We start from the raw sequence: 23192 nt of genomic DNA on the forward strand, positions 1-23192 counted from the left end.
ACCCCACCCCTCCCGCGGCGAGGGCGGGTTATGATCTTGGAATGAGTCACCTGCCGCCCGTCGCTAAGCAAGTTCCCTTCATTCGCACGCACCACGGTGATCAAGTGCACGATCCCTATGAGTGGCTGCGAGAGAAGGATTCAACGGATACTATCGCCTACCTGGAGGCAGAAAATGCCTATACCCACCAGGTCACGGCGCCGCTGGAGCAACTGAGTGAAAACATCTTCCAGGAGATCAAGTCTCGCGTGAAGGAGACGGATCTTTCCATCCCACAGCGCAGCGGCAACTATTGGTACTACGGACGCACCATCGAGGGCCAGGATTACGGCATTTCCTGCCGCATCCCGGTGGCCGAGGGTGCAGACCTCTGGCGCGCGCCCACCCTGCCTGAGCACGGTGCGCCGGAAGGGGAGCAGGTCATCTTAGACCACAACGCCCTGGCTAAGGGGCATGAGTTTTTTGCCCTCGGCGCGTCTGCGGTGACCGATTCCGGGCGCCTTTTGGCCTACTCAGTGGATACGGTGGGTGATGAGCGCTTCACCCTGTACTTCAAGGACTTGGAGACGGGCGAGCTGCTGCCGGACATCATTGAGGATGTGTTCTACGGCGTCACCTGGGCGGGGGAGGAGTACGTGTTCTACGTCCGCGCCGATTCCGCGTGGCGCCCTGAGTCCGTGTGGCGCCACCGCTTGGGCACGGACCCCAGCGAGGATGTCCTGGTGTTCCGCGAGGAAGACGGGAAGTTCAACGTGGGCGTGGGCGGCACACGCAGCGAGCGCTTTTTGATGATCGCCGCAGCCTCCAGCACAACCTCGGAGATGTGGGTGCTTCCCATGGACAACCCGGAGGGGCCGTTCACCTGCATTATGCCGCGTGAGCAGGGTGTGGAGTACTCGGTTGATCATGCGGTGGTCGGTGGTGAGGATTACTGGGTGTTTACGCACAATGTGTGGGGCCCGAACTTCTCGCTGAGCTACGCCCCGGTGGGCCAGGATTCCTATGACCTCCGCACAATGCCCGAGTTAGTGCAGCACCGCGAGGACGTCCGCGTGGAGGGCGTAGATACGTTTCGTGACTTCATGGTTCTGGGTTACCGCGAGGGCGCGATCATGCGCACCGCGGTGATGGACGTGCGCGAGGGTTGGTCCACCTTCAGCCCGATCGCCTTCGACGAACCGCTCTACACCTCCAGCTCACTGGGCCACCCGGAGTGGGATGCGCCGGTGATCCGCCTTTCCTACAGCTCCTTCACCACCCCCAGCCAGCTCTACGACTACTGGCTGGCCACCGGTGAGCGCGAGCTCCTCAAGGAGCAGGAGATCCCAGGTGGCTACAACCGCGAGGACTACGTGGCAAGCCGCGCCTGGGCAAGCGCTTCCGACGGCACCAAGGTCCCCATTTCCCTAGTCCACCGGGCTGACCTGGATCTTTCCAAGCCAAACCCCACGCTGCTGTACGGCTATGGTTCCTATGAGGCCTCCATTGACCCGGGCTTTTCCGTGGCTCGCCTTTCCCTGCTTGACCGCGGGATGATCTGGGCGGTAGCTCACGTCCGCGGTGGCGGCGAGATGGGCCGTGGTTGGTATGACTCCGGCAAGATGCTCGCAAAGAAAAACACCTTCACGGACTTCATTGCGGCGGCAGACCACCTGCTCGCCGAGGGCATCACTGCTAAAGAAATGCTCGTGGCTGAGGGCGGATCCGCAGGCGGCCTGCTCATGGGTGCGGTGGCCAACATGGCGGGCGACCGTTTCAAGGCCATTGAGGCCGTGGTGCCGTTTGTGGACAACCTCACCTCAATCCTGATGCCGGAGCTGCCGCTCACGGTGGGCGAGTGGGAGGAATGGGGTGACCCGCTGCATGACCCGGAGGTGTACCAGTACATCAAGAGCTACGCACCCTATGAAAACGTGGAGGCCAAGGACTATCCAAACATCCTGGCGGTGACCTCACTTAACGACACCCGCGTGCTCTACGTGGAGCCGGCCAAGTGGATTGCCAAGCTGCGCGCCACTGCTACCGGCGGGCAGTTCTTGCTGAAAACGGAGATGGCCGCGGGGCACGGTGGCGTGTCTGGTCGCTATGGCCGCTGGAAGCAAACCGCGTTCGAGTACGCATGGCTGGTGAACCAAGCAACGGGCAAAGTCCAGTAGAGGAGCAACGATGAACATTTTTGATGTGCAGGTGGAGCTTCCCGACGCCACCACTACCACCATGGCCAATTGGGCAGGCCACTGCCTTTTGGTGGTGAACACCGCCAGCGAGTGTGGCTACACCCCACAATTAGAAACGCTGCAGGAGCTGTTTGAGGAATACGCCCAGCGCGGTTTCTTTGTGATCGTCCAGCCCTGCAACCAGTTTGGTGGCCAGGAACCGGGCAGTAATCAGGAAATTGCCCAGTTTTGCACCAGGAACTTTGGCGTGGAGTTTCCCATTTTGGCCAAGGCGGACGTCAATGGCCCACATGCGAGCGCGCTGTTCCAAGCCCTGAAGGGCAGCGGCCCGGATATTACCTGGAATTTTGAAAAGTTTGTGGTGTCCCCGGAAGGGGAGGTGGTTGGCCGTTTTGATTCCGCAACGCAGCCGGATGACATGGCAATCATCAACCTGCTGGAGGAGTATTTGCCGGTCTAGGCTGGCTCCGAGAATGTATTAAGGCGTGCAAGCCAGCTAGTGTTATTGGGGAAAATCTTTCACGCATTTTGGAAGGCCTGAACACTTTCATGGACGCACGTCTGGCAGTTCGCCGTAAGCCACAATTCCGCAATGAGGAATCCGCGCTGCGCGAGACCTTGAACAACCTCGGTGGGGTGAGCCTTGAAGGGCTCAAGATTGTCAATATCTATGACGTCTTTTCCGCCACTGAGCAAGACCTCGCAGCGCTCAAAGCCTCTGTTGTAGCGGAGGAGCGCATTGATTCTGTGCTCACTGAGCAGGAACTGGCTGACCTGCTCACTCAGCCCCACCTCTCGGTGGAGCCGCTGCCCGGCCAGTATGATCAGCGCGCCGACGCCGCCGAGCAGGCCCTGCGCTTGCTTGAGCCGGCTACTCAGGCGGCAATTTTCTCTGGTGAGCTTTTTGTGTTCGAGCCCGCACCTTCGGTTGAGGCGCTGGCGGCAATCCGTGCGTTTTTGATCAACCCGGTTGAGGCGGGGGAAAAGGACATGGCGGTGCTGCGTCGGCCCGAGATGGGTGAGGTGGAGCCGCTGCGCACGTACCCGGATTTCCTCACGCTGGATGACGCCGGCCTGCAGGAGCTGCTCAAGGACGTTGGCATGGCCATGAGCCTTGCAGACTTGAAGGTCACTCAGGAGTACTTCCGTGGGGAAGGCCGCACCCCTACCGAGGTGGAGCTTTCCGCCTTGGATACCTATTGGTCGGACCACTGCCGTCATACCACCTTCAACACTGAGCTGACCAGCATCACCAATTCCGAGCCCACCTTTGGCCCCCTCCTGGATCGTGCACTCGCGCGCTATGAGGAGCTGCGTGAGGCGAATGGCCGCGTCGGTAAGCCCCGCACCCTCATGGATATGGGCACAATCATGGGCCGTGAGCTGCGCCGCACCGGTGTGATGGATGATCAGGAAGTCTCTGAGGAGATTAACGCCTGCTCGGTGTACGTGGACGTGGAAGGCACAGAGAAGCCCTGGTTGCTCATGTTCAAGAATGAGACCCATAATCACCCCACGGAGATTGAGCCTTTCGGTGGCGCGTCCACGTGTTTGGGTGGCGCGATCCGTGACCCGCTGTCTGGCCGCGCGTGGGTGTATCAGGCGATGCGCCTTTCCGGTGCTGGTGACGTGAACACGCCGCGTTCGCAGACGTTGGAAGGCAAGCTGCCGCAGGCAGACATTTCCACTCGCGCCGCGCACGGATATTCCTCCTACGGCAACCAGATTGGCCTGGCCACCACGGGTGTCCGCGAGCTGGTACACCCAGGCTATGTGGCCAAACGCATGGAGCTCGGCGCGGTGGTAGCCGCAGCCCCGGTGGAGAACGTGAAGCGCCTGGAGCCGCAGCCCGGTGACGTAGTGATTTACCTCGGTGGGCGCACGGGCCGTGACGGCGTTGGTGGCGCAACTGGTTCCTCCAAGGCTCACGATGAGGAGTCGCTGGCGCGCTCCGGCGCGGAGGTCCAGAAGGGCAACCCGGTGAACGAGCGCAAGATCCAGCGCCTATTCCGCAAGCCCGAGGTGGCGCAGATGATTGTGCGCTGCAATGACTTCGGTGCGGGTGGCGTTTCCGTGGCGGTAGGCGAGCTTGCCGATTCCATTGACATCCACCTGGACCGCGTCCCCCTGAAGTACGCCGGCCTCAACGCCCGCGAGATCGCCATTTCCGAGTCCCAGGAGCGCATGGCCGTGGTGGTGCGCCCCGCGGACGCCGAGACTTTCATCGAGGCCGCCGCAGCAGAAAACATCGAGGCAGTGGCCCTGGCGGAGATTACCGACACCGGCCGCCTGCGCATGTTCATGGGCGAGGAGCTGGTCTTCGACCTCTCCCGCGAGTTCATCGACACCAACGGCGCCCACCGCGCCCAGGCCGTGGAAATGGTTCCTTCCGACGCGCCCAGCGCCCCAGCCACACCCTCCTCCATTCTGGAGGCTCTGCGGCAGGCGCCATCCGGTTCCCAGGAAGGCATGATCGAGCAGTTCGACGCCACCGTGGGCCGCTCCACCGTTCTCATGCCCTACGGCGGGCGCACCCAAAAGACCGACGAACAGGCCTCCGTGCAGACCCTGCCGCTGGCAGGTGGCACCTCCACGGCGTCGGTCATGACCTGGGGCTACTCCCCGCGACTGGCCGATGAATCCCCATTCCTCATGGGCTCCTACTCAGTGGTGGAGGCCATGGCCAAGCTCGCCGCCGCTGGTGCTGATGCCCGCGGCGCGTGGCTCAGCGTGCAGGAATACTTCCAGCGCCTTGATCAGGACCCCGAGCGTTGGGGTGAGGTCACTCAGGCGCTGCTCGGCCTCCTTGAGGCGCAGGACGGTCTGCAGGTGGCCGCGATCGGTGGCAAGGACTCCATGTCCGGCACCTACGGCGAGGACCTGCATGTGCCACCGACCCTGGTGACCTTTGCGGTTGCCGCGATGGATGCCTCGCACACCGTCTCCGCCGCGATCCCAGCCGGCGAATACGAGCTCTACCTGCTTGCTCACACCCCGCTGGAGGCCGGTGACCCGAACTACACCCAGCTTCGCGCCAACTTTGCCGCCGCGCGTGAACTGGCCGTGGCGGGCAGTCTGGCCGCTGCGAGTGCGGTGACCGAGTCCGGCCTCGGCTCCGCCCTGGTGAACATGGCCCTAGGCAACGAGGTTGGCCTGGAAGTGGCAGACCTGCCGCAGGCGCCGATTGGCTCCATTGTGCTGGCCGTTGCCCCAGGTACCGAGGTGCCAGGCGCACAACTGCTTGGCGCCACCAACACCAGTGCTGCCCTGCACCTCGCGGGGGAGAGCTTCACCGTGGCACAGGCGCTGGACGCGCTGGAGTCCGGCTACCGTGAGGTCTACCCGCTGAACACCGCGCAAGGCGAGGATCTGCCGGCCTTTGCCACCGAGCTTCCTGCCGCTCAGGCTAAGGATCCGGCTACGCAGCGGGCAGTGAGTGGGGGCGGCGTGCACGTGCTGCTTCCAGTGTTCCCTGGCACGAACTCCGAATATGACATGGCGGAGGCCTTTGAGGCGGCTGGTGCTACCACCGAGTTCCACGTGATCCGCAACCTCACCCCGGCCATGCTGGAGGAGGACACCCGCCAGTTCATCGCCAAGCTGGCGGACCCGAACACCCACATCCTGGCGTTCTCCGGCGGCTTCTCCCTTGGTGACGAACCGGATGGCTCCGCCAAGTTCATCGCTGCCTTCTTGCGCTCCGCAGAGGTAGCCCAAGCCGTAAAGGACTTCACGGCCCGCGACGGCCTTGTGCTCGGCATCTGCAACGGCTTCCAGGCGCTGGTGAAGTCCGGCTTCCTGCCATACGGCGACCCGGCGCTGCAGCGTGAGGATTCCCCAACGCTTACCCACAACCGCCAACTGCGCCACGTCTCCCGGATTGCGGAGACCCGTGTAGCCACCTCCCCGGAGCGCTCCCCATGGCTGAGCACCTTTGCTCCAGGCCAGCGCCAATTGGTGCCGGTCTCCCACGGCGAAGGCCGCTTTGTAGTGAGTGAGCAGGAGGCCCAGGCGCTCTTCGCAGCGGGCCAGGTGGCGTTCCAGTACGTGGACCACACCGGCCAGCCCACCATGGACGCGCCGGCCAACCCCAACGGCTCCTCCTACGCCATCGAGGGCATCATCTCTGCCGACGGTCGCATCCTAGGCAAGATGGGCCACCCGGAGCGCTTCCGCGAGGGGCTCATGCGCAACATCCCAGGCATCGAGGTACAAGACATCTTTGCCAACGCCGTGAACTACATTGCCCAGCGGGGATAAGTAGCGGGGATAGGTTCTGAAGGCCGGTAGGGAGCGTTGAGATGGCCCCTACCGGCTTTTTGCGTTTGTGTTGAAAGCGGTGGGCGTCGGAAATTTTTACAAGCGCTGTTCAGGCACGCCTGCGTAAATAGCGAAACAAGTCCAGATCGGATCGTGTACGCGATTCGCGTAAGTGAGAAGGTAGTTGCCTCGCACACCGGGAAAGCGCCCCTCAACGCTTTGGCCACGGTGCCCTCAAACGAGTCAACCTGCTTGCTCGCTGCCAGTGGCAATGTCCCTCAACAAACCACTGGCGCGGTATGTGCAAGCAGCCTTGCACGATCCAATCTGAACTTGTTTGCTACGGCGGTGTGAACCAACCGATGCCACCAGTGTGGCATGCGTTGAACGTTTTCGCAAAGTTTATGCAAACAATTTCATAGGGCACTGACCTGCACTTTTCAATTTTCTGTATGCATCCTGTGCGATCGCCGGCCCCTGTTCAAACTGAGATTTATGCCACTGACCTTGCTAGATATTGTTCAACAGCCCGAATGGGGCAGCGGTTGTGCAGTAAACCTGAAAACTTCCTGCCAATTGCGTTGAAGTTCGGTACCGCCCATTACCTGCGGTAGCTCTCCACCCACACCATAAGTTACGGTGTAGTAAGAAACCGTGGAGAAGCAAACAGTAAGTTGGCCCCAATGACCGCTGAACAACACACACAGCACGCCGCCGCGCTACAAACGGCGGGCAACCACGCCGCTCAACCCAAAGCGCAGCACCCAACCTCACGCCCAACGGATTTGTCAGAATCCCCGCTCAAGGAGATGCGCCGCTGGGTGTATGACCGCGGCCAGCGCCCCGCCATGCGTGGCTGGTTCCATTTGGTTGCCGCGTGGCTTTCCGTAGTGAGTGGTTCCGTGCTGGCCACCTACGGCTTCATGGTTCTGCCGTGGCAGCAGGGTATTGGGGTGTTGGTGTACGCCCTCGGGGTGGTGGGGCTGTTCGGGGTGTCCGCCGCCTACCACCGCGGCCCATGGAAGTCACTGAGTGCGATCAACTGGTGGCGGCGTGCGGACCATTCCATGATCGCCGTGTTCATCGCCGCCACCTACACGCCACTCTGCCTCATTGCATTGCCCGGCAATTGGTGGATCCTCACCGCCTCTTGGGTTGGGGCGGCCGGCGCGGTGGTGCTCAACATGTGGTGGATTGAACATCCTCGGTGGCTGGACGTGGTGGTGTATTTGGCGCTCGGGTGGCTGATCGTGCCACTGATCCCGCAGTTGTGGGTGACCGCGGGGCCGGCGGTGGTGTGGCTGCTGTTCGCAGGCGGAATTGTGTACACGGTGGGCGCACTGTTCTACGGCCTCCAGTGGCCAGGGAAACGAGCCAAGATCTTGGGTTTCCATGAGGTGTTCCACTTAGCCACTGTGATCGCGGCGATCATCCACCTGGTTGCGGTGTGGATCGTGGTCGCCGGCCACTAACACCTCCCTAATAACACCTCCCTAATCAATCCGCTGCTGCGTCACTTGCGGGATCAGCGGCAATGGGGTGTATTCGGCGCGGAGTTCGCGCAGGATTTGCGCGTGTTCGGCAAGGCGCTTGTCTTCCTCCGTGACGGGGATGAATTGCCGGGCGGGCAGGGGATTGCCGTCAATATCCACGGCAACATAGCTCACGGTGGCGTGGATCGCGGTTTCCAGCTCACTGCGCCCGCCCTTCGGATTGCCCGAGCGGACGTGGATGGACATCTGCATGCCGCGGCCGTCGGTACGCATGAGCCGGGCGTCTACCTCAATGAGGTCGCCGATTTGGATTGGCTGGTAGAAGCGGATGCCGCCGGCGTAGACGGCTACGGTGTGCTCGCCGGACCACTCCATGGTGCAGGCGGCGCCGGCTTCGTCGATCCATTCCATCGCGGTGCCGCCGTGGACTTTGCCGCCCCAGTTCACGTCGGTGGGCTTGGCCAGGAAGCGGGTGATCAGCCGTGGGGCGTCGGAGGGGCCGTCGTAGGTTTGCTGCTCCATCTCCGCCTCGATCGCTTTGCGCAGGTCAATGCGGGAAAGTGCGGCGTTGTGGATGCGGATTTCCTCGGGGGTGTCCGGCTCGTAGGAGGGCACGGCCATGGCTTTGCCGCTTTCTGGGTCCTTGGCCACAAAGATCACCAGGCAGTCGCAGGCGCGGGTGAATTTGCCTTCGCGGGGATCGGCGGAAAGCACCTCATTGACGATGTGCATGCTGGAACGCCCGGTCATGGCTATCCGGGAGCGAACCTCCACAATGTGGCCTGATGGGATAGGCCGCGTGAAGTGAATGTGGCCAACGTATGCGGTCACGCAGTAGGTCCGCGCCCACTGCACGGCGCAGGCGTAGGCCGCTTTGTCGATCCACTCCAGCACGCGCCCGCCGCCAACGCCCCTGTTTCCCTGCATCAAAACGTCCGTGGGGGCGGCAAGAAAGCGCAGCGTTACCGATGAATTTGGGGAAGCCATGCAGGAAATACTAGCCCAACGCCACCGCCCAAATGTGAGGTGTAGGATTCTGAATCATTATGAACCCAATTCCTCGCACACAGGAACACAATGACTATCAGGCAACCAGGGCGCTGCAGGGATGGATAGAGGGGGCCGACGCCGCCCCGGCGCCCGCTCGTGCCCAGGTAGCAGCGGCGGTGCGGGAAACTCTGGAAGTGCTTGCGCGGATTGCGCCGGGCCGTTCCGTGGAAGTACGCGTGCCTCCATTTGGGGCAATACAGTGCATCGAGGGTCCGCGTCATACCCGAGGGACACCCCCAAATGTGGTGGAGGTGGACCCGCATACTTGGCTGCAACTTGCCACCGGCCTGCGTGAATACGAGCCTAAGTTTGGCTCGGGAACCCGCGCCGGGGAGGTGGCGCACTGGCTGCCGCTGCTCCGCTTCACGGCCAACTAGGCGCCGAACACCTGCCGCCTGCTGGCAAGTGTCTGCAACCTGTTAGGCGATACTTGACGCACGCACTATCATGGTGGCGTGGCACAAACTCAATCTGACCACCCGTTCAATACCGAGCCTTCAGAGCTTTCTGAGCCTTCCATGCTTCCCATCTCACCTCTGGATGACCAAGGCGAACAATCCCCGAGGGAGGAGTGCGGCGTATTTGGCGTCTGGGCTCCAAGCGAGGACGTCTCCAAGCTCACCTACTTTGGCCTCTTTGCCCTCCAGCACCGCGGCCAAGAGGCCGCAGGAATCGCGGTGGGTGACGGTGACCAAGTGGTGGTGTTCAAAGACTTGGGCCTGGTGTCTCAAGTATTCGATGAGCAAACCCTGGATTCCCTGCGCGGCGACGTTGCCATCGGGCACACCCGCTACAGCACCGCCGGCGGGGTGACTTGGGAAAACTCCCAGCCAATGTTCCGCGTGGCCCAGGACGGCACGGACATCGCCCTCTGCCACAACGGCAACCTGGTGAACTACCTGGAGCTGATGGGTGAGGCCGGTGAAGCTGGCCTGGTGGACCCGGAAACGGAGCCCTCAGACTCCGACGTCATGACGGCCCTGCTCTCCCGCGGCGTCGGAGAGGGCCGCGGCGTGCTGGAATCTGCCCGCGAGCTGCTGCCACGCATCCGCGGCGCCTTCTGCCTCACCATTACCGACGGCCACACGCTCTACGCCGCCCGTGATCCTTGGGGCATCCGCCCACTGGTGCTCGGCCGGCTGGAGGCGGGCTGGGTGGTCGCCAGCGAAACTTGCGCCCTGGACATCGTGGGCGCGTCGTTTGTGCGCGAGGTGGAGCCCGGCGAGCTCATTGCGATTGACGGTGCCGGGGTGCACTCCGAGCGCTTTGCCACGGGTGAGCGCAAGACCTGCGTGTTTGAGTACGTCTACCTTGCTCGCCCGGATTCCAACATCCACGGCCGCAACGTCAATGAGTCCCGCCTGGAAATCGGGCGCCGCTTGGCCAGGGAGTGCCCCGCTGATGCTGACCTGGTAATTCCCGTGCCCGAGTCTGGCAACCCGGCGGCGGTGGGCTACGCCCAGGAGTCGGGTATCCCCTTCGGCCAGGGTTTGGTGAAGAACGCTTACGTTGGCCGCACCTTCATCCAGCCTTCGCAGACCCTGCGCCAGTTGGGTATCCGGCTGAAACTGAACCCGCTGCGCGAGGTCATTGCAGGCAAACGCTTGATCGTGGTGGATGATTCAATCGTGCGTGGCAACACCCAGCGCGCCCTGATCCGCATGCTGCGTGAGGCGGGCGCGGCGGAGGTACATGTGCGCATTGCCAGCCCGCCGGTGAAGTGGCCTTGCTTCTACGGCATTGACTTTGCAAGCCCGGGGGAGTTGATCGCCAACGCAGTGACCGGTGACAACGAGGAAGAGATCGTGGCCTCGGTGTGCTCGGCGCTCGGCGCGGATTCCTTGGGGTTCGTCTCGATTGATGAGATGATCGCCGCCTCCGCGCAGCCACGCGAGCAGCTCTGTGCCGCATGCTTTGATGGTGAATACCCAATCGGCATGCCTTTGGGCAACCGCAACGCGGAGCTGGTCAGCGCCATGAAGCGCAGCTCCTGTGGCGGCGTGGACTAGCAGCCCCCGGAGCAGCTCCTCCGAGCCAGCACGTTTCCCATTCAGCAATTTTGTAAGCACACACTAGTAAAGGAACACCGACCAACCATGACGCAGCACAACGAAGGCGTTTCTTACGCCGCAGCAGGCGTGGACATTGAGGCCGGCGACAAAGCCGTGGAGCTGTTCGCGCCCCTGGCCAAGCGAGCTACCCGCCCTGAGGTCCGTGGCGGCCTTGGCGGCTTTGCAGGCCTGTTCGCGCTGGGCAAGTACCGTGAGCCTTTGCTGGCTGCGGGTTCTGACGGCGTAGGAACCAAACTCGCCGTAGCCCAGGCGATGGGCAAGCATGACACCATCGGCATCGACCTCGTGGCAATGTGTGTGGATGACCTGGTGGTGTGCGGCGCTGAGCCGCTGTTCCTGCAGGACTACATCGCTATCGGCAAGGTTGTGCCGGAACATGTTGCGCAGATCGTCGCCGGCATCGCGGAGGGCTGCGTACAGGCAGGTTGTGCGCTGCTCGGTGGTGAGACTGCGGAGCACCCAGGTGTGATGGAGCCCGATCATTACGACGTCTCCGCCACCGCCGTGGGCGTGGTGGAAGCTGATGAGGTGCTTGGCCCTGAGCGTGTGCGCTCTGGTGACGTGGTGATCGCCATGGCCTCCTCCGGGTTGCACTCCAACGGCTACTCCCTGGCGCGCCATGTGCTGCTGGAGAAGGCTGGTTTGCCGCTGGATGGCCACATTGAGGAGCTTGGCCGCACCTTGGGTGAGGAGCTGCTGGAGCCAACCCGCATCTACGCCCTGGACTGCTTGGCGCTGGCGGGTGAGTGCGAGGTTCACACGTTCTGCCACGTCACCGGTGGCGGCTTGGCTGGCAACTTGGAGCGAGTGATCCCAGAAGGGCTCACCGCGGAGCTTTCCCGCGCAACCTGGGCGCCAGGACCGATTTTCCGCCTCATCGAGTCTGTGGGCCAGGTGCCGCAGAGTGAGATGGAAAAGACCTTCAACATGGGTGTGGGTATGGTGGCCGTGGTGGCTCCGAAGGACCGCGACCGCGTGCTCGCCATGCTGGCTGCCCGCCACATTGACTCCTGGGAGCTGGGTACCGTCCGTGCCAGCGAGGAAGGCGAGGCCAAGGTAGTGCTCACCGGCGCTCACCCGGCCAACTCCTAATGCACCCGAAAGACCCCGCTCACCGTGTAGTGGGCGGGGTCTTTGGCGTTGAGGTTAGTCTTCTTCCTCAATCCACTCCGCGTATTCCGCTGGTACGTCGTCAGAGCGGTGGGGGCGAGGGTTCTTCCCAGACAGCTCGCGCTGCAACGAGTCCAGATCCATGTCTGGGGTGTTGTACTTCAACTGACGTGCAACCTTGGTCTGCTTCGCCTTCGCGCGTCCACGACCCATGGCATGACCCCCTTGAGAGTAGCGAGATGCGTCCCGGGAACTTGGACGCTCCGATAAGCTTTACAAATGTATTCCTGTTAGACACAATAGCCGCAAACACACGGATTTGTCGCAACGTCCCCCCTAGCTGGGGAAACGTTCCTCCCACTGCGCGATCATTTCCCCCGGAGGGTCATTTTCCACGGAGCGTCTCTTGTGCCTTGCGCCCCGCCTGTTCCGTCTCCGGCGGCAGCGAATCCCGGTCTAGCATCAGTGCCACGTCCCCGTTGCCAGCCCGCAAATCGGCTCCGGCCCCGACTCCGGTATCGGCCCCTACCGCGCTGCGCTTGAGCAGAACCAACGCGATCGGCCCCAGCTCAAAGTCATGCACAACGGTGCCGACGCGCCCAACGCCGCGTCCTCCCGCAAGAATCTCGGTGCCAATCGGCGGCAGCTCGGGGGCGGAACCGTCCAGGTGCGCCAGGGCCAGGACCCTGGGGGACCTACCTAGGTTTTCCACCCTGGCCACCGTTTCCTGACCCCGGTAGCAACCCTTGTTCAGGTGTACGGCGTTGTGCAGCAGCCGCCAGGACTCGTGGGGGATGGACTTCTCATCCAAATCCAGGCCCACCTCCGGCTCCACGGCGCGCACTCGTAGGGCGGTGTAGGCCATCAACCCGGTGAGCTTCACCCCAAGGTCTCGCTGCAGCGTGGCAGCCGCCTGTTCCAGATCCTCCACCAGCACATCCACGCAGTGGTAGCCAGCCAGGGTGTACTCGCGGCGCAGAGCAAAATCCTCCATCTGAGGCAGGGGTGCCGCTGATACCAGGGTGAGCAGGGCAAGGTGGGTGCGGCTGATCTCAACCTTAGACCAGAACACCATCTTCTCCAGGTAACTCTGCAGGGAGTCCACACCCCTGGGGCTTACGTCCAGGAAGAACGCCCCCTCATGAGCAATCACGCCGGCGTAGTGCAACACCCTGCCTTGCGGGTCAAGGTCGAGCGCCCACGTGCCCGCCTGGGACTCGTCGGAAAGCTTCTGGCTGAGCAGGTTGTTCAGGAATGTTGCCGCGTCCGGGCCCGCTACCTTGAGCACGGCACGGTTGGAGCGGTCTACAATGCCGCCGCCGCGGTCGAAGTTTCGCTGCTCGCTCAGTGGGTCGCCATAATGCCAGGCAACCCCGGCGAATTCGGGGACCTCGCCCTCCATGTAGGGTGCGGCCTGTGGAGTGGAAAGCAGGGCAGAGCTGTAGTTCATTCCCCCGATGCTAGTGCGACTACCGACGTTTTCGCTCGGGCACAGAAAACATGTTCAAGCCCACACCAATTGGCGCCAGTTCCGCCTCACGGCTTTGGCCTGTGATCGGGCATACTATTCATCATGGGTTGTACTCCAGATCCGATCGTGGTGGTGATCGAACCTTTCGGAGGTTCAATGCGGCAACACTCCCCGCAATTGCCCCTGGTGTTCGTTGACGACGCCGCAGTCACCCGTGGCGACGGCGTTTTTGAAACGCTGCTCCTCCGCGGCGGCCGCGTCTGCAACGCCTCCATGCACGCCGCTCGTTTCCAGAGCTCCGCGAAACTTTTGGACCTGCCCGCCCCCAATACCAGCCAGTGGCTCGGGGCCACCCAGGAGGCGGCCGCCCAATGGTTTGCCCGCACGGATCAAGACGCCAAGTGCGTGTGGACCTACACCCGCGGCCGCGCCAGCACCGGAATTCCCAGCGCCTGGCTCACCGTGAGCGCCGTGCCAGAACAGACCATCACGCAGCGAGAGCAAGGCGTGCGCGTCATGACCTCCCCGCGCGGCTACACCCTGGACATCCCGGAGGAGGGTTCGTCGAGTCCGGCGGGTGCGCCGTGGCTGGTGGTGGGCGCAAAAACCCTTAACTACGCGGCGAACATGGCCGCGTTGCGCTGGGCACAGGCCCACGGGTTTGATGACGTGATCTTTACCGAGGGCAATCGCATCCTCGAAGGCGCCACCTCAACAGTGGTCACCGTGCGCGGCAACAAACTGCGCACCCCCGCCCCCGAGGGCAACATCCTGCCCGGCACCACCCAAGCGGCCCTCTTTGAAGTGGCACAGGCCCAAGGGTGGAACTGCAAACTCAAAACCAACATGGACCTGGAATACCTCACGGAGAAAGCGGACTCCGTGTGGTTGGTGTCCTCCGTGCGCATGGCCGCGCGTGTGCGGCGCATTAATGACACGAAACTGCGCCGCCCGGACAACGCCGCCGAAATTGAGGCGCTCATTGCCCAGGCGATCGAGGGCCGCTAGCCGATAACGCGCTGCAGCTCGGCTGACATCCTCGGGGTGAGCTCGCCGTCGCGCACGCGCTCATCCACCCAACCGAGGTTGTTGTTCGGCATGAGCCCATACAGGCGCTTGCCTGGGCCGAATCCCGTGGGGCCGGTTGCGGTGACCATGGTGGAAGCGGACTCCAACTCCCAGGCGCGCTCGTTGAGCGGCTGCCCGTAGTAGATCTCCACCACGCCAGCAGCGCCCGCGGCAACCACCTCAATTTCATCCTTGAGGTTGATCCGCCAGAAGCCGGTTTCGCGCTCCTCAAGGCCGGTGGAATTGCCATTTTCATCCAGGCGCCACGTGCGGGACTCGTAGGTGAGGTAGTTTTCGCCATCATGGGCAAAGGTGAGCTGCTGGCCAAAGGAGAATTGGCCACCTTCTGGGGTGTCGGCTTGGCCGGTGCCGCGCCACACACCGACGAGGGGGAGCAGGGCCAGCAGGCCGTCGTGCAGATTCGGGCCTTCGCGCAGGTTCGCGGTGTCATCCGGGATAGGGAGGTCACCAAGGCCAGGGATGTTGCGGTGGGCGCTTTCCTTCCACTGCTCCGCGGCCTTTGCCACTTGGTCGGAGCCGCTGAGGGAAACGGCGGGGCTTTCAGCGTTCGTGTCAGGCTGGTTCACGTCGTTACGTTCTTCACTCATGGTTACCCATTATGCCCACTTTCTGGCGTGAACCTTGCATGCATACAGGAGGAGCACAGGAAAGATGTATAGAGTGGGGCGAATGCGCGCACTATTGATCGCTAACCCGAACTCCACCACGCAAGATCCGGCCCTGTTCCGCCGGGTGATCCCGGTGCTGTCCAAGGTGGAGGGCTTGGAGCTGCGTGCCCAGTTCACGCACGCGCCGGGGCATGCCACCGAAATGTGCACCGGCCTCAGCCGTGATGATTTTGACGTAGTGATCGCGGTGGGCGGCGACGGCACCGTGAATGAGGTAGTCAACGGCCTGCTGGGTAGCGTCCACGCACCCACTGCCCCTGACACCGCGCCCCGGCTGGCGGTCATCCCCACGGGCAGCGCTAACGTGTTCGCCCGAGCCCTCGGTTTCCCTGCAGACCCGCAGCTCGCCGCTGAGGCCCTGGCCCATACACTGGCCAACGAGCACACCCGCCTGGTGGAGCTGGGTACCTGGGATGATTCTTGGTTCGCGGTGAACGCCGGCTTCGGTATTGATGCCGACGTCATCGAGGGCGTTGAGCGCGTGCGCAACCGCGGCTTTGCCGCCACCCCGCTGCGCTACATGCGCGTGGCGCTGCGCGCGTGGCGTCGGATGCACCGCAACCCTCCGCACCTGGAGTTGCGGGCCTCTAATTCGGCGGGGGAGGAGATCCACGAGGCCGACTTGCCGCTGCTCATCGCCTCCAACACCAACCCCTGGACGTTCCTCGGGCCCTTGCCGGTGATCACAAACCCCCGCAATTCCTTTGATCAAGGCCTGGGTCTGTATGGCTTGCGTACCATTTCCGGGCCGCGCGGTGTTGCAGGCATGGCCCACCTGGTGGGCTTTGGCCACTCCAAACGCACGCTGCGCTGGTTGGAAAAGTTCACCTTCCGCTTTGACGACGCCAACCAGGTCCACCTGCGCTGCCACGAGGAACGTGGCTTCCAGGTAGATGGCGAATACATCGGCCAACTAGAAGAAGTCACCCTCAAGGCGGTGCCACAGGCCATCGAGGTCTACGCCCCGGTTGAGTCAATCCCGGCTACCCCGATGTCCACTCTGCGTGTGGCGTTGAGCTTCCTGTCCATCCGTATTTAGCAGTGCTAGTCGAACTGAGTGAACTCAGAAATCTCCACCACCACGTCCCGCTTCGTGGCGCTGAACAGGATCACCCCTCCGCTCACGGCAACGTAGTCGGCCTGGCTGCCAAGGGGCAGCGTGTTGGTGTCAAAGCTTAAGTCGAAGGCCTGGTAGATGGCCTCTTCACTCAGTGTGGTGGGGTTGTCCAGCACGAGTGTTGGCGTCATGCGAAACGTTGGGCCGTTGAGTCGCAGGTCAGCGCGCACGGTCACGGGCTCCTCCTGGCCGTCGATAGTGCCGCGAAGCTGCACCTCGCTGCTGGGCACGCCGGCGGGAGAGATGTTGTGCGGGTTGGAAATGTCTAGGTCAGGGATGTGCAGGAGCTCGCCCACCGCGACAGGGTCCAGGCGAACTAGGGACGACATAAGCTTGGCGTTCGCCCCATCCACGTTGCCCGCGAGGATATCCTGCGCGCTCATAGTTACATCTTTGAATTCCACCTGAGTGGATACCAGTCCGTAGCGGTTGCTGGTGGCGTCGTTAATGCTCGCTGCAACCGTGGGCACCTCCCCCTTCAGCACCCCGAGGAGGAACAGTGGACCGCCTCCTATGAAGACGCTGGGCACTTGTGTGAGCTCGGCGTCCGCGGCGATCGTGCGTGAGAGTTGAGCCTCCGCGCGGGTGGCTAGGGCGGTATCGGCAAGGAAACCGCAGCCCAGCACGGCTGAAACGGCACCCAGAGCCACCACAGATTTTTTGGAAAGCACCCTAGTATTGTACCTATGCTTCCCACCACGCCCCCAACGCCCGCCGAACTCGCCGCCGCCCGCGCTATCGCTGAGCAGGCCCAATCACACGATGGCCTCGCCCCAATCTCCGAGCAATTCCTCCGAAACCTCGCCACCAACCCCTTCCTCGGCGCCTACCAAGGTAGCGAGCTCGTGGGGTTTTGCACGTACGATGCCGCCAGCGCCGAGCTCGTGGTCGCCCCGAGCGCGCGGGGCAACGGTCATGGAACACGCCTGCTCACAGGGCTTGAGGCGCCAGTGTGGGCGCACGGCAACCTCCCCGCAGCGCAGCATCTCGCAGCAAAGATGGGCAGGGAAGTGGTGCGCGAGCTTTTGGTGATGGAAATCCAAAAAGAGGCGCTACTCGCGGCAGTGGACACCGCGGCAGCGGTACCGCAGGGCTATTCCATCAGCACCTTTGCCGAACGCCCGGAGCTCAAGCAGCAGTGGCTGGAGGCGAACAACCAGGCATTCTCCTGGCACCCAGAGCAGGGCGGCTGGGACCTGCAGCGGCTTGATACCGCAATAGACACTGAGTGGTTTTCTGCCAAGGACGTGCTGTTCCTGCTTGACGAGTCCCAGAACCTTGTGGGATTCCACTGGACCAAAGAGGTCCAAGGCGCGCCGGGCGAGGTGTACGTGGTTGGCCTGGCTGATAGCGGGCGCGGAAAAGGTTTGGGTACGCCCTTGGTTGCCGCTGGGCTCAAACATCTAGCGGAGCAGGGGAACACCGCGGTGATCCTTTATGTTGAGGCGGATAATGCACCGGCAGTTGCTGCGTATCAGCGCTTGGGCTTTAGCGTTTCGCAGCGTCACTGTTTGTACGGCGCGTAGCAGGGAGGCGCGCTAGGTGTACGGAAGGTGAACAGGAACCTTTAGCGGGGCGTGTACAAGGTTGTGGCGGTGTGGTGGCAGGTGTAATTTTGGGCACTTTAGCAGGAATTTTTCCCAATTGTTTGAGGGCTGACCAGCGCGTTTACCTGGGGCAAGTACCTGTTCACCTGTTGTTAGTTTCCAGGATAATTGCGTTTCAATAACGAACAATACTGTGTGCACTCGACGCCAAACTCATTACTGAAAGGTTTTCGCCAGTGTCACGCAAAATTCTGCTCGCCTCTGCTGTTGCAGCGTCCCTCGTACTTGCTGCTTGTTCCGAGACCTCTACGAGCTCCTCTTCCTCCGACGCAACCGGTGCGAGCGAAGTTGCCGCAAACCTGACCGGTGCTACCGGTTCCCTGGTTGCTGAGGGTGCATCCTCTCAGCAGAACGCAATGGACTTCTTCAACGTTCAGTACCAGCAGGCTGTTTCCGGCGCCTCCCTGGCTTACACCGCTTCCGGTTCTGGCTCCGGCCGTAAGAACTTCATCGGCGGCCAGGCTGTGTTCGCAGGTTCTGACTCCCCACTGGCTGATGACCAGGTTGAGCCAGCTGCACAGCGCTGTGGCGGCAATGAGGCTTGGCACCTGCCAATGGTGATCGGTCCAGTTGCTATTGCATACAACCTCCCAGGTGTGGACACCCTGAACCTTTCCACCGCAACCGTTGCAAAGATCTTCAACGGTTCCATCACCGCATGGAACGCACCTGAGATCGCTGCTGAGAACCCAGATGCAGAGCTGCCTGAGACCCAAATCTCCGTGATCTTCCGCTCTGATGAGTCTGGTACTTCCGACAACTTCCAGAAGTTCCTGGTTGCTTCTACCCCTGAGAACTGGGACACCACCGGCCAGGCCTTCCCAGCAACTGTTGGCTCCGGCGCAAACGGCTCCAACGGTGTGGCCTCTGAGGTTAAAAGCATCGAGGGTGCTATCACCTACGTAGAGTCTGGCTTTGCAAAGCAGCAGAGCCTGGGCGTTGCCAACATCGATTTCGGTGCGGGCCCAGTTGAGCTGAACCCAGAATCCGTGGGCGTTGCCTTGGACAACCTTGCATTCAAGACTGAGGGTCACAACATGGTTGTGGACACCGAGGCACTCTTCGCTTCTGAAAATGAAGGCGCATACCCACTGGTGCTCACCACCTACGAAATCGTCTGCTCCGCTGGTTACGATGAGAACACTCGCAACCAGGTGAAGGACTTCCTGACCGTTGCTCTGGAGAACCAGAACGACCAGCTTAATGAGCTTGGCTACATCCCAGTGACCGGCCAGCACCTCGAGCGCCTCCAGGCTGCTGTCGAGGCCATCTCCTAATCACCACCTGCAAGGAAAATTTACCTGATGTCCAGGCCAACCGGAACCGGAACTGGGGTTCTAGAACCCACCCAAGAGAAAAGCATGTCGCACACCCCATCGGGCAGTGACGCAAAGGGCGCAGGCGTGCGCCGTCCTGGCGACGTAATCTTTAGCAACGTCGCCAAGATTTCCGCAGTGATGATCACCGTCATCATCGCAGCCATCGGCGCCTTTCTCATCTGGCGCGCAGTGCCAGCGCTGCGCAACAACACCGAGAATTTCTTCACCTACTCCGCAAACTGGAACCTGCTGGATACCTCCGCAATGGCGTTCGGTATCCCCAACCTGTTTGCCTCCACGGTGATGATCTCAGTGATCGCGCTCGTGATCGCAATGCCGGTTGCCCTGGGCATCGCAATCTTCCTTTCAAACTACGCACCTACTCGCCTCGTGCGCCCACTGGGATTCCTGGTGGACATGCTCGCCGCAGTGCCGTCCATCGTGTACGGCCTGTGGGGCTGGCAGGTGCTGGGCCCAGCCCTCTCGGGCTTCTATGAGTGGCTCAACCGCGTAGCTGGAGATTTCTTCCTCTTCTCCACCTACTCAAACTCCCCAGCCTTCGCTACCGGCCGCAACATGTTTACCGGTGGCGTGGTGCTGGCGGTAATGATCCTCCCTGTGATTGCAGCAACCGCCCGCGAGGTCTTCATCCAGACCCCACGCGGCCAGGTGGAAGCAGCGCTTGCCCTCGGCGCAACCCGCTGGGAAGTAGTCCGCATGACCGTCCTCCCATTTGGTATGCCAGGCTATGTGTCCGGCTCGATGCTCGGCCTCGGCCGTGCGCTCGGTGAGACCATGGCGCTCTACCTCGTGGTTTCCCCCTCCTCCGAGTTCCGCTTCTCCATCTTTGACGGCGGCACCACCTTTGCAACCGCTATTGCAAACGCAGCTCCAGAATTTAATGATGACCTCCGTGCCGGGGCATACATCGCCGCGGGCCTGGTCCTGTTCGCACTGACCTTCGTGGTCAACTCCATCGCACGTTCCATCGTGGTGAAGAAGAAGTAGGCCACAGACATGACGAACATTACTGCCCCTGCAACAACCTCCAGCCCAACATTCCAAGGCATCAGCAGCAAGCGTAAAGCCACGAACTCCGTTGCAACCTTCCTGGTGTACGGCGTGATGGCGCTCGCCATGGTGCCCCTGGTGTGGGTGCTCTACACCCTCATCGCCCGAGGCCTCGGCCCAGTGCTCTCCCCTGAGTGGTGGACAACCTCCCAAAAGGGCGTGCTCTATTCCATGCCAGGCGGCGGAGCGCTCCACGCCATGGTGGGCACGCTAGTACAAACCCTGATTTGCTCCCTGATCTCCATCCCAATTGGCATCTTCACCGCAATCTACCTGGTGGAATACTCCAACGGTAACCGCCTGGGTAAGATCACCACCTTCATGGTTGACATCCTTACTGGTGTTCCTTCCATCGTTGCCGCTCTGTTCGTGTACTCCATGTGGATCGTGCTCTTCGGTATGGACCGCTCTGGCTTCGCCGTGGCACTCGCCCTGGTAATCCTCATGGTCCCTGTGATCATTAGGAACACGGAAGAAATGCTCCGCGTGGTGCCACAGGACCTCCGCGAGGCCTCCTACGCGCTCGGTGTTCCAAAGTGGAAGACCATCGCAAAGATTGTGCTCCCAACCGCACTCTCTGGCATCGTGACCGGCGTGATGCTCGCGATCGCCCGCGTGATGGGTGAATCCGCGCCAGTGCTGATCCTGGTGGGCTCCACTCAGGTGATCAACTGGGACGCGTTCGGCGGGCCACAATCCTCCCTGCCACTGATGATGCTGGACATGTACAAGGCCGGCACCGCACCAGCAGTACTGGACAAGCTCTGGGGTGCAGCATTCACCTTGGTGCTCATGATTACCCTGCTCAACGTGGGTGCTCGAATCATCTCCACCAAGTTCTCCGCAAAGTCCTCCTAAGCAAACTCCGCACAGATTCCAGGAAGCCCACAACATGTCTAACAAGCTTGAACTTCGCGATCTCAACATCTATTACGGTGATTTCCACGCCGTACAAGACGTCAACCTCACTGTGAGCCCACGCTCAGTCACCGCATTCATCGGCCCTTCCGGCTGCGGTAAATCCACCGTGCTGCGCTCCCTCAACCGCATGCACGAGGTCACCCCAGGTGCCCGCGTAGAAGGCACCGTCCTCCTTGATGGCGAAGACATCTACGGTTCCAAGGTTGACCCAGTAGCCGTCCGCAACACCATCGGCATGGTGTTCCAGAAGGCAAACCCATTCCCCACCATGTCCATTGAAGAAAACGTGGTTGCGGGCCTGCGCCTTTCCGGCGTGAAAGACAAGAAGCGCCTCAAGGAAGTAGCCGAGAAGTCCCTGCGCGGCGCGAACCTCTGGGACGAAGTGAAGGACCGCCTGGACAAGCCAGGTGGCGGCCTCTCTGGTGGTCAGCAGCAGCGTCTGTGCATCGCCCGCGCCATCGCCGTGGAGCCAGAGGTTTTGCTCATGGACGAGCCTTGCTCCGCACTGGACCCCATTTCCACCCTGGCGGTGGAGGACCTCATTCACGAGTTGAAAGAGGACTACACCATCGTGATCGTGACTCACAACATGCAGCAGGCAGCGCGTGTGTCTGATCAGACCGCCTTCTACTCACTGGAAGCAACCGGCAGGCCAGGTCGCCTGGTGGAGGTTGGCCCAACCAAGAAGATCTTTGAGAATCCGGATATGAAGGAAACCGAGGATTACATCTCCGGCCGCTTCGGATAATCAATCACAATCGTTTTAAGCCCCGCTCACATGGCGGGGCTTAAGGCATGAGTGGGGGAGAGTGATAGGCCAGGCAGTGGGGCCGCCGCAGGCTCATGGCTTTGTTCGCATGAAGTGCGGTGTGTGGGGCCTTTCAGGCTCAACCTGAAACGATCCCTAGCGCCCCAACTGACGTTCGATTTCACCAAGACGGCGCTGGAAGTCCAGGTTTTGGGCTTCGGCACTCTTTTGGTCGGTGTACTGGGCCGGCTTCAGCCCGGAGGTGAGATATACGATTTGGCCGGCAACGTTCACGGTGTGGTCCGCGAAGCGCTCGTAGTAGCGGCTCAGCAATGCTACGTCCACCGCTTGGCGCACTGAGTGGGGCCATTCACGGTTGGTGAGCAGGCTCATGATGTGGACGTGGAGATCGTCCACGGCGTCGTCGTCGGTGCTAAGGGTGAGGGCTACGTCGGCGTCGGGGTCGATGAGCAGGTCGTGGATCTGAGCCGTCATGTCTTGGCAAAGGCGGCCCATTTCCCGGAAGTAACCCATGATGGGTTCCTCCACAACCAGCTCGGGGTGGCGGCGCCGCGCGGTGGAGGCGATGTGGATGGCCAGGGTTGCCATGCGGTCGAGGTCCTCCACGATGTAAATGGAGGAGACGATCTGGCGCAGATCCCTTGCCACCGGGGCTTCGCGCGCGAGGAGTTCAACTGCGCGGTCGGTGCAGCGATCGCGAAGCTCGTTGAGTTCATCGGACATCGAAAGCGCCTGCTCGCTGTCTTCCAGTGAATTTTCAGTGAGCCCTTTGGAGGCATGGCTCAACACCTTTGCGGTGGAATCGCACATCAAAATGAGGTCGTGTGCAAAAGAGTCGAGGTGTTCACGGAAAGCTGAGCGCATGCAAAACATTGTATTTGCCCAACAAATCTTGTCTATCCGGGGAACCAACCTGGAGCGAAATTCAGACGATGTTCACCTGGATGTTTGCTGAAGTTTGCCGCACGCCCAAGGCTCAGTGCCCCAGGCCCCAGGCC

General features: G+C 61.7%; 20 protein-coding genes. 14 read left to right on the forward strand and 6 right to left on the reverse strand.

What is annotated here, in order from left to right:
* Positions 1 to 41: 41 nt before the first annotated feature.
* The 4 genes from NQ050_RS09805 to NQ050_RS09820 all read left to right on the forward strand — a co-directional run bounded on the left by NQ050_RS09805 (position 42) and on the right by NQ050_RS09820 (position 7909).
* On the forward strand, positions 42 to 2156 hold the full coding sequence (locus NQ050_RS09805) for a S9 family peptidase (RefSeq protein ID WP_257039142.1): 2115 nt from the start codon (positions 42 to 44) through the stop codon (positions 2154 to 2156).
* Between the two features lie 10 nt (positions 2157 to 2166).
* Positions 2167 to 2637, forward strand: a complete 471-nt coding sequence (locus tag NQ050_RS09810; RefSeq protein ID WP_257039143.1) for a glutathione peroxidase — start codon at positions 2167 to 2169, stop codon at positions 2635 to 2637.
* 89 nt (positions 2638 to 2726) lie between these two features.
* Positions 2727 to 6437, forward strand: coding sequence for a phosphoribosylformylglycinamidine synthase (locus tag NQ050_RS09815; protein WP_257039145.1), 3711 nt, complete (start codon positions 2727 to 2729; stop codon positions 6435 to 6437).
* An 809-nt stretch (positions 6438 to 7246) separates the two neighbouring features.
* Entirely contained in the window at positions 7247 to 7909 is a 663-nt protein-coding gene (locus tag NQ050_RS09820) for a hemolysin III family protein (RefSeq protein ID WP_257039161.1), read from the forward strand.
* Between the two features lie 21 nt (positions 7910 to 7930).
* Here the strand turns inward: NQ050_RS09820 and NQ050_RS09825 are convergent, their stop codons facing one another.
* Positions 7931 to 8917, reverse strand: coding sequence for an acyl-CoA thioesterase (locus NQ050_RS09825; RefSeq protein ID WP_257039146.1), 987 nt, complete (start codon positions 8915 to 8917; stop codon positions 7931 to 7933).
* Positions 8918 to 8976: 59 nt separating this feature from the next.
* On the opposite strand from NQ050_RS09825, the gene NQ050_RS09830 reads away from it, so the two are divergent.
* The 3 genes from NQ050_RS09830 to purM all read left to right on the forward strand — a co-directional run bounded on the left by NQ050_RS09830 (position 8977) and on the right by purM (position 12144).
* Complete coding sequence (locus tag NQ050_RS09830) at positions 8977 to 9357, forward strand: sterol carrier family protein (RefSeq protein ID WP_257039147.1); 381 nt, start codon at positions 8977 to 8979, stop codon at positions 9355 to 9357.
* Between the two features lie 141 nt (positions 9358 to 9498).
* The gene (gene purF / locus NQ050_RS09835; protein WP_257039162.1) at positions 9499 to 10989 is read left to right on the forward strand and encodes an amidophosphoribosyltransferase; all 1491 of its coding nucleotides are present in this window, start codon (positions 9499 to 9501) and stop codon (positions 10987 to 10989) included.
* Between the two features lie 87 nt (positions 10990 to 11076).
* Positions 11077 to 12144: a phosphoribosylformylglycinamidine cyclo-ligase gene (purM, locus tag NQ050_RS09840; RefSeq protein WP_257039148.1), complete on the forward strand. Its 1068-nt coding sequence runs from the start codon at positions 11077 to 11079 to the stop codon at positions 12142 to 12144.
* Positions 12145 to 12198: 54 nt separating this feature from the next.
* Here the strand turns inward: purM and NQ050_RS09845 are convergent, their stop codons facing one another.
* The gene (locus NQ050_RS09845; RefSeq protein WP_257039149.1) at positions 12199 to 12375 is read right to left on the reverse strand and encodes a DUF3073 domain-containing protein; all 177 of its coding nucleotides are present in this window, start codon (positions 12373 to 12375) and stop codon (positions 12199 to 12201) included.
* Positions 12376 to 12547: 172 nt separating this feature from the next.
* Entirely contained in the window at positions 12548 to 13612 is a 1065-nt protein-coding gene (locus NQ050_RS09850; protein ID WP_257039150.1) for a folate-binding protein YgfZ, read from the reverse strand.
* 123 nt (positions 13613 to 13735) lie between these two features.
* On the opposite strand from NQ050_RS09850, the gene NQ050_RS09855 reads away from it, so the two are divergent.
* Positions 13736 to 14641: an aminodeoxychorismate lyase gene (locus tag NQ050_RS09855; protein WP_257039151.1), complete on the forward strand. Its 906-nt coding sequence runs from the start codon at positions 13736 to 13738 to the stop codon at positions 14639 to 14641.
* On the opposite strand, the gene NQ050_RS09860 is transcribed toward NQ050_RS09855, so the two are convergent.
* On the reverse strand, positions 14638 to 15309 hold the full coding sequence (locus tag NQ050_RS09860) for an FABP family protein (RefSeq protein WP_257039152.1): 672 nt from the start codon (positions 15307 to 15309) through the stop codon (positions 14638 to 14640). The two genes, NQ050_RS09855 and NQ050_RS09860, sit on opposite strands and share 4 nt — an antisense overlap.
* Before the next feature lie 82 nt (positions 15310 to 15391).
* Between NQ050_RS09860 and NQ050_RS09865 the strand changes: the two genes are divergently transcribed.
* Positions 15392 to 16429 carry a diacylglycerol kinase family protein gene (locus tag NQ050_RS09865; protein ID WP_257039153.1) on the forward strand — a complete coding sequence of 346 codons (1038 nt, stop codon included), beginning with the start codon at positions 15392 to 15394 and terminating at the stop codon, positions 16427 to 16429.
* Positions 16430 to 16434: 5 nt separating this feature from the next.
* Here NQ050_RS09865 and NQ050_RS09870 read toward each other — a convergent pair whose 3' ends face one another.
* Entirely contained in the window at positions 16435 to 17178 is a 744-nt protein-coding gene (locus NQ050_RS09870) for a DUF2993 domain-containing protein (RefSeq protein WP_257039154.1), read from the reverse strand.
* Positions 17179 to 17193: 15 nt separating this feature from the next.
* Between NQ050_RS09870 and mshD the strand changes: the two genes are divergently transcribed.
* The 5 genes from mshD (at position 17194) to pstB (ending at position 22173) form a co-directional block, all read left to right on the forward strand.
* The gene (gene mshD, locus NQ050_RS09875) at positions 17194 to 18033 is read left to right on the forward strand and encodes a mycothiol synthase (RefSeq protein ID WP_257039155.1); all 840 of its coding nucleotides are present in this window, start codon (positions 17194 to 17196) and stop codon (positions 18031 to 18033) included.
* Between the two features lie 257 nt (positions 18034 to 18290).
* Positions 18291 to 19391: a phosphate ABC transporter substrate-binding protein PstS gene (gene pstS, locus NQ050_RS09880; protein ID WP_257039156.1), complete on the forward strand. Its 1101-nt coding sequence runs from the start codon at positions 18291 to 18293 to the stop codon at positions 19389 to 19391.
* Between the two features lie 84 nt (positions 19392 to 19475).
* Positions 19476 to 20441, forward strand: coding sequence for a phosphate ABC transporter permease subunit PstC (gene pstC / locus NQ050_RS09885; protein ID WP_257039157.1), 966 nt, complete (start codon positions 19476 to 19478; stop codon positions 20439 to 20441).
* Between the two features lie 9 nt (positions 20442 to 20450).
* Complete coding sequence (gene pstA / locus NQ050_RS09890; RefSeq protein WP_257039158.1) at positions 20451 to 21362, forward strand: phosphate ABC transporter permease PstA; 912 nt, start codon at positions 20451 to 20453, stop codon at positions 21360 to 21362.
* A gap of 34 nt (positions 21363 to 21396) precedes the next feature.
* On the forward strand, positions 21397 to 22173 hold the full coding sequence (gene pstB / locus NQ050_RS09895; RefSeq protein ID WP_257039159.1) for a phosphate ABC transporter ATP-binding protein PstB: 777 nt from the start codon (positions 21397 to 21399) through the stop codon (positions 22171 to 22173).
* A gap of 156 nt (positions 22174 to 22329) precedes the next feature.
* On the opposite strand, the gene phoU is transcribed toward pstB, so the two are convergent.
* Positions 22330 to 23058 carry a phosphate signaling complex protein PhoU gene (gene phoU / locus NQ050_RS09900; RefSeq protein WP_257039160.1) on the reverse strand — a complete coding sequence of 243 codons (729 nt, stop codon included), beginning with the start codon at positions 23056 to 23058 and terminating at the stop codon, positions 22330 to 22332.
* Positions 23059 to 23192: the final 134 nt, after the last annotated feature.

It is taken from the genome of Corynebacterium sp. 122RC1 (assembly GCF_024580955.1).
GTDB lineage: Bacteria > Actinomycetota > Actinomycetes > Mycobacteriales > Mycobacteriaceae > Corynebacterium > Corynebacterium kozikiae.

Coding starts and splice junctions, on each gene's coding strand:
- NQ050_RS09805 (WP_257039142.1), top strand. CDS start 42: ATGAGTCACCTGCCGCCCGTCGCTAAGCAAGTTCCCTTCATTCGCACG.
- NQ050_RS09810 (WP_257039143.1), top strand. CDS start 2,167: ATGAACATTTTTGATGTGCAGGTGGAGCTTCCCGACGCCACCACTACC.
- NQ050_RS09815 (WP_257039145.1), top strand. CDS start 2,727: ATGGACGCACGTCTGGCAGTTCGCCGTAAGCCACAATTCCGCAATGAG.
- NQ050_RS09820 (WP_257039161.1), top strand. CDS start 7,247: ATGCGCCGCTGGGTGTATGACCGCGGCCAGCGCCCCGCCATGCGTGGC.
- NQ050_RS09825 (WP_257039146.1), bottom strand. CDS start 8,917: ATGGCTTCCCCAAATTCATCGGTAACGCTGCGCTTTCTTGCCGCCCCC.
- NQ050_RS09830 (WP_257039147.1), top strand. CDS start 8,977: ATGAACCCAATTCCTCGCACACAGGAACACAATGACTATCAGGCAACC.
- purF (WP_257039162.1), top strand. CDS start 9,499: ATGCTTCCCATCTCACCTCTGGATGACCAAGGCGAACAATCCCCGAGG.
- purM (WP_257039148.1), top strand. CDS start 11,077: ATGACGCAGCACAACGAAGGCGTTTCTTACGCCGCAGCAGGCGTGGAC.
- NQ050_RS09845 (WP_257039149.1), bottom strand. CDS start 12,375: ATGGGTCGTGGACGCGCGAAGGCGAAGCAGACCAAGGTTGCACGTCAG.
- NQ050_RS09850 (WP_257039150.1), bottom strand. CDS start 13,612: ATGAACTACAGCTCTGCCCTGCTTTCCACTCCACAGGCCGCACCCTAC.
- NQ050_RS09855 (WP_257039151.1), top strand. CDS start 13,736: ATGGGTTGTACTCCAGATCCGATCGTGGTGGTGATCGAACCTTTCGGA.
- NQ050_RS09860 (WP_257039152.1), bottom strand. CDS start 15,309: ATGAGTGAAGAACGTAACGACGTGAACCAGCCTGACACGAACGCTGAA.
- NQ050_RS09865 (WP_257039153.1), top strand. CDS start 15,392: ATGCGCGCACTATTGATCGCTAACCCGAACTCCACCACGCAAGATCCG.
- mshD (WP_257039155.1), top strand. CDS start 17,194: ATGCTTCCCACCACGCCCCCAACGCCCGCCGAACTCGCCGCCGCCCGC.
- pstC (WP_257039157.1), top strand. CDS start 19,476: ATGTCGCACACCCCATCGGGCAGTGACGCAAAGGGCGCAGGCGTGCGC.
- pstA (WP_257039158.1), top strand. CDS start 20,451: ATGACGAACATTACTGCCCCTGCAACAACCTCCAGCCCAACATTCCAA.
- pstB (WP_257039159.1), top strand. CDS start 21,397: ATGTCTAACAAGCTTGAACTTCGCGATCTCAACATCTATTACGGTGAT.
- phoU (WP_257039160.1), bottom strand. CDS start 23,058: ATGCGCTCAGCTTTCCGTGAACACCTCGACTCTTTTGCACACGACCTC.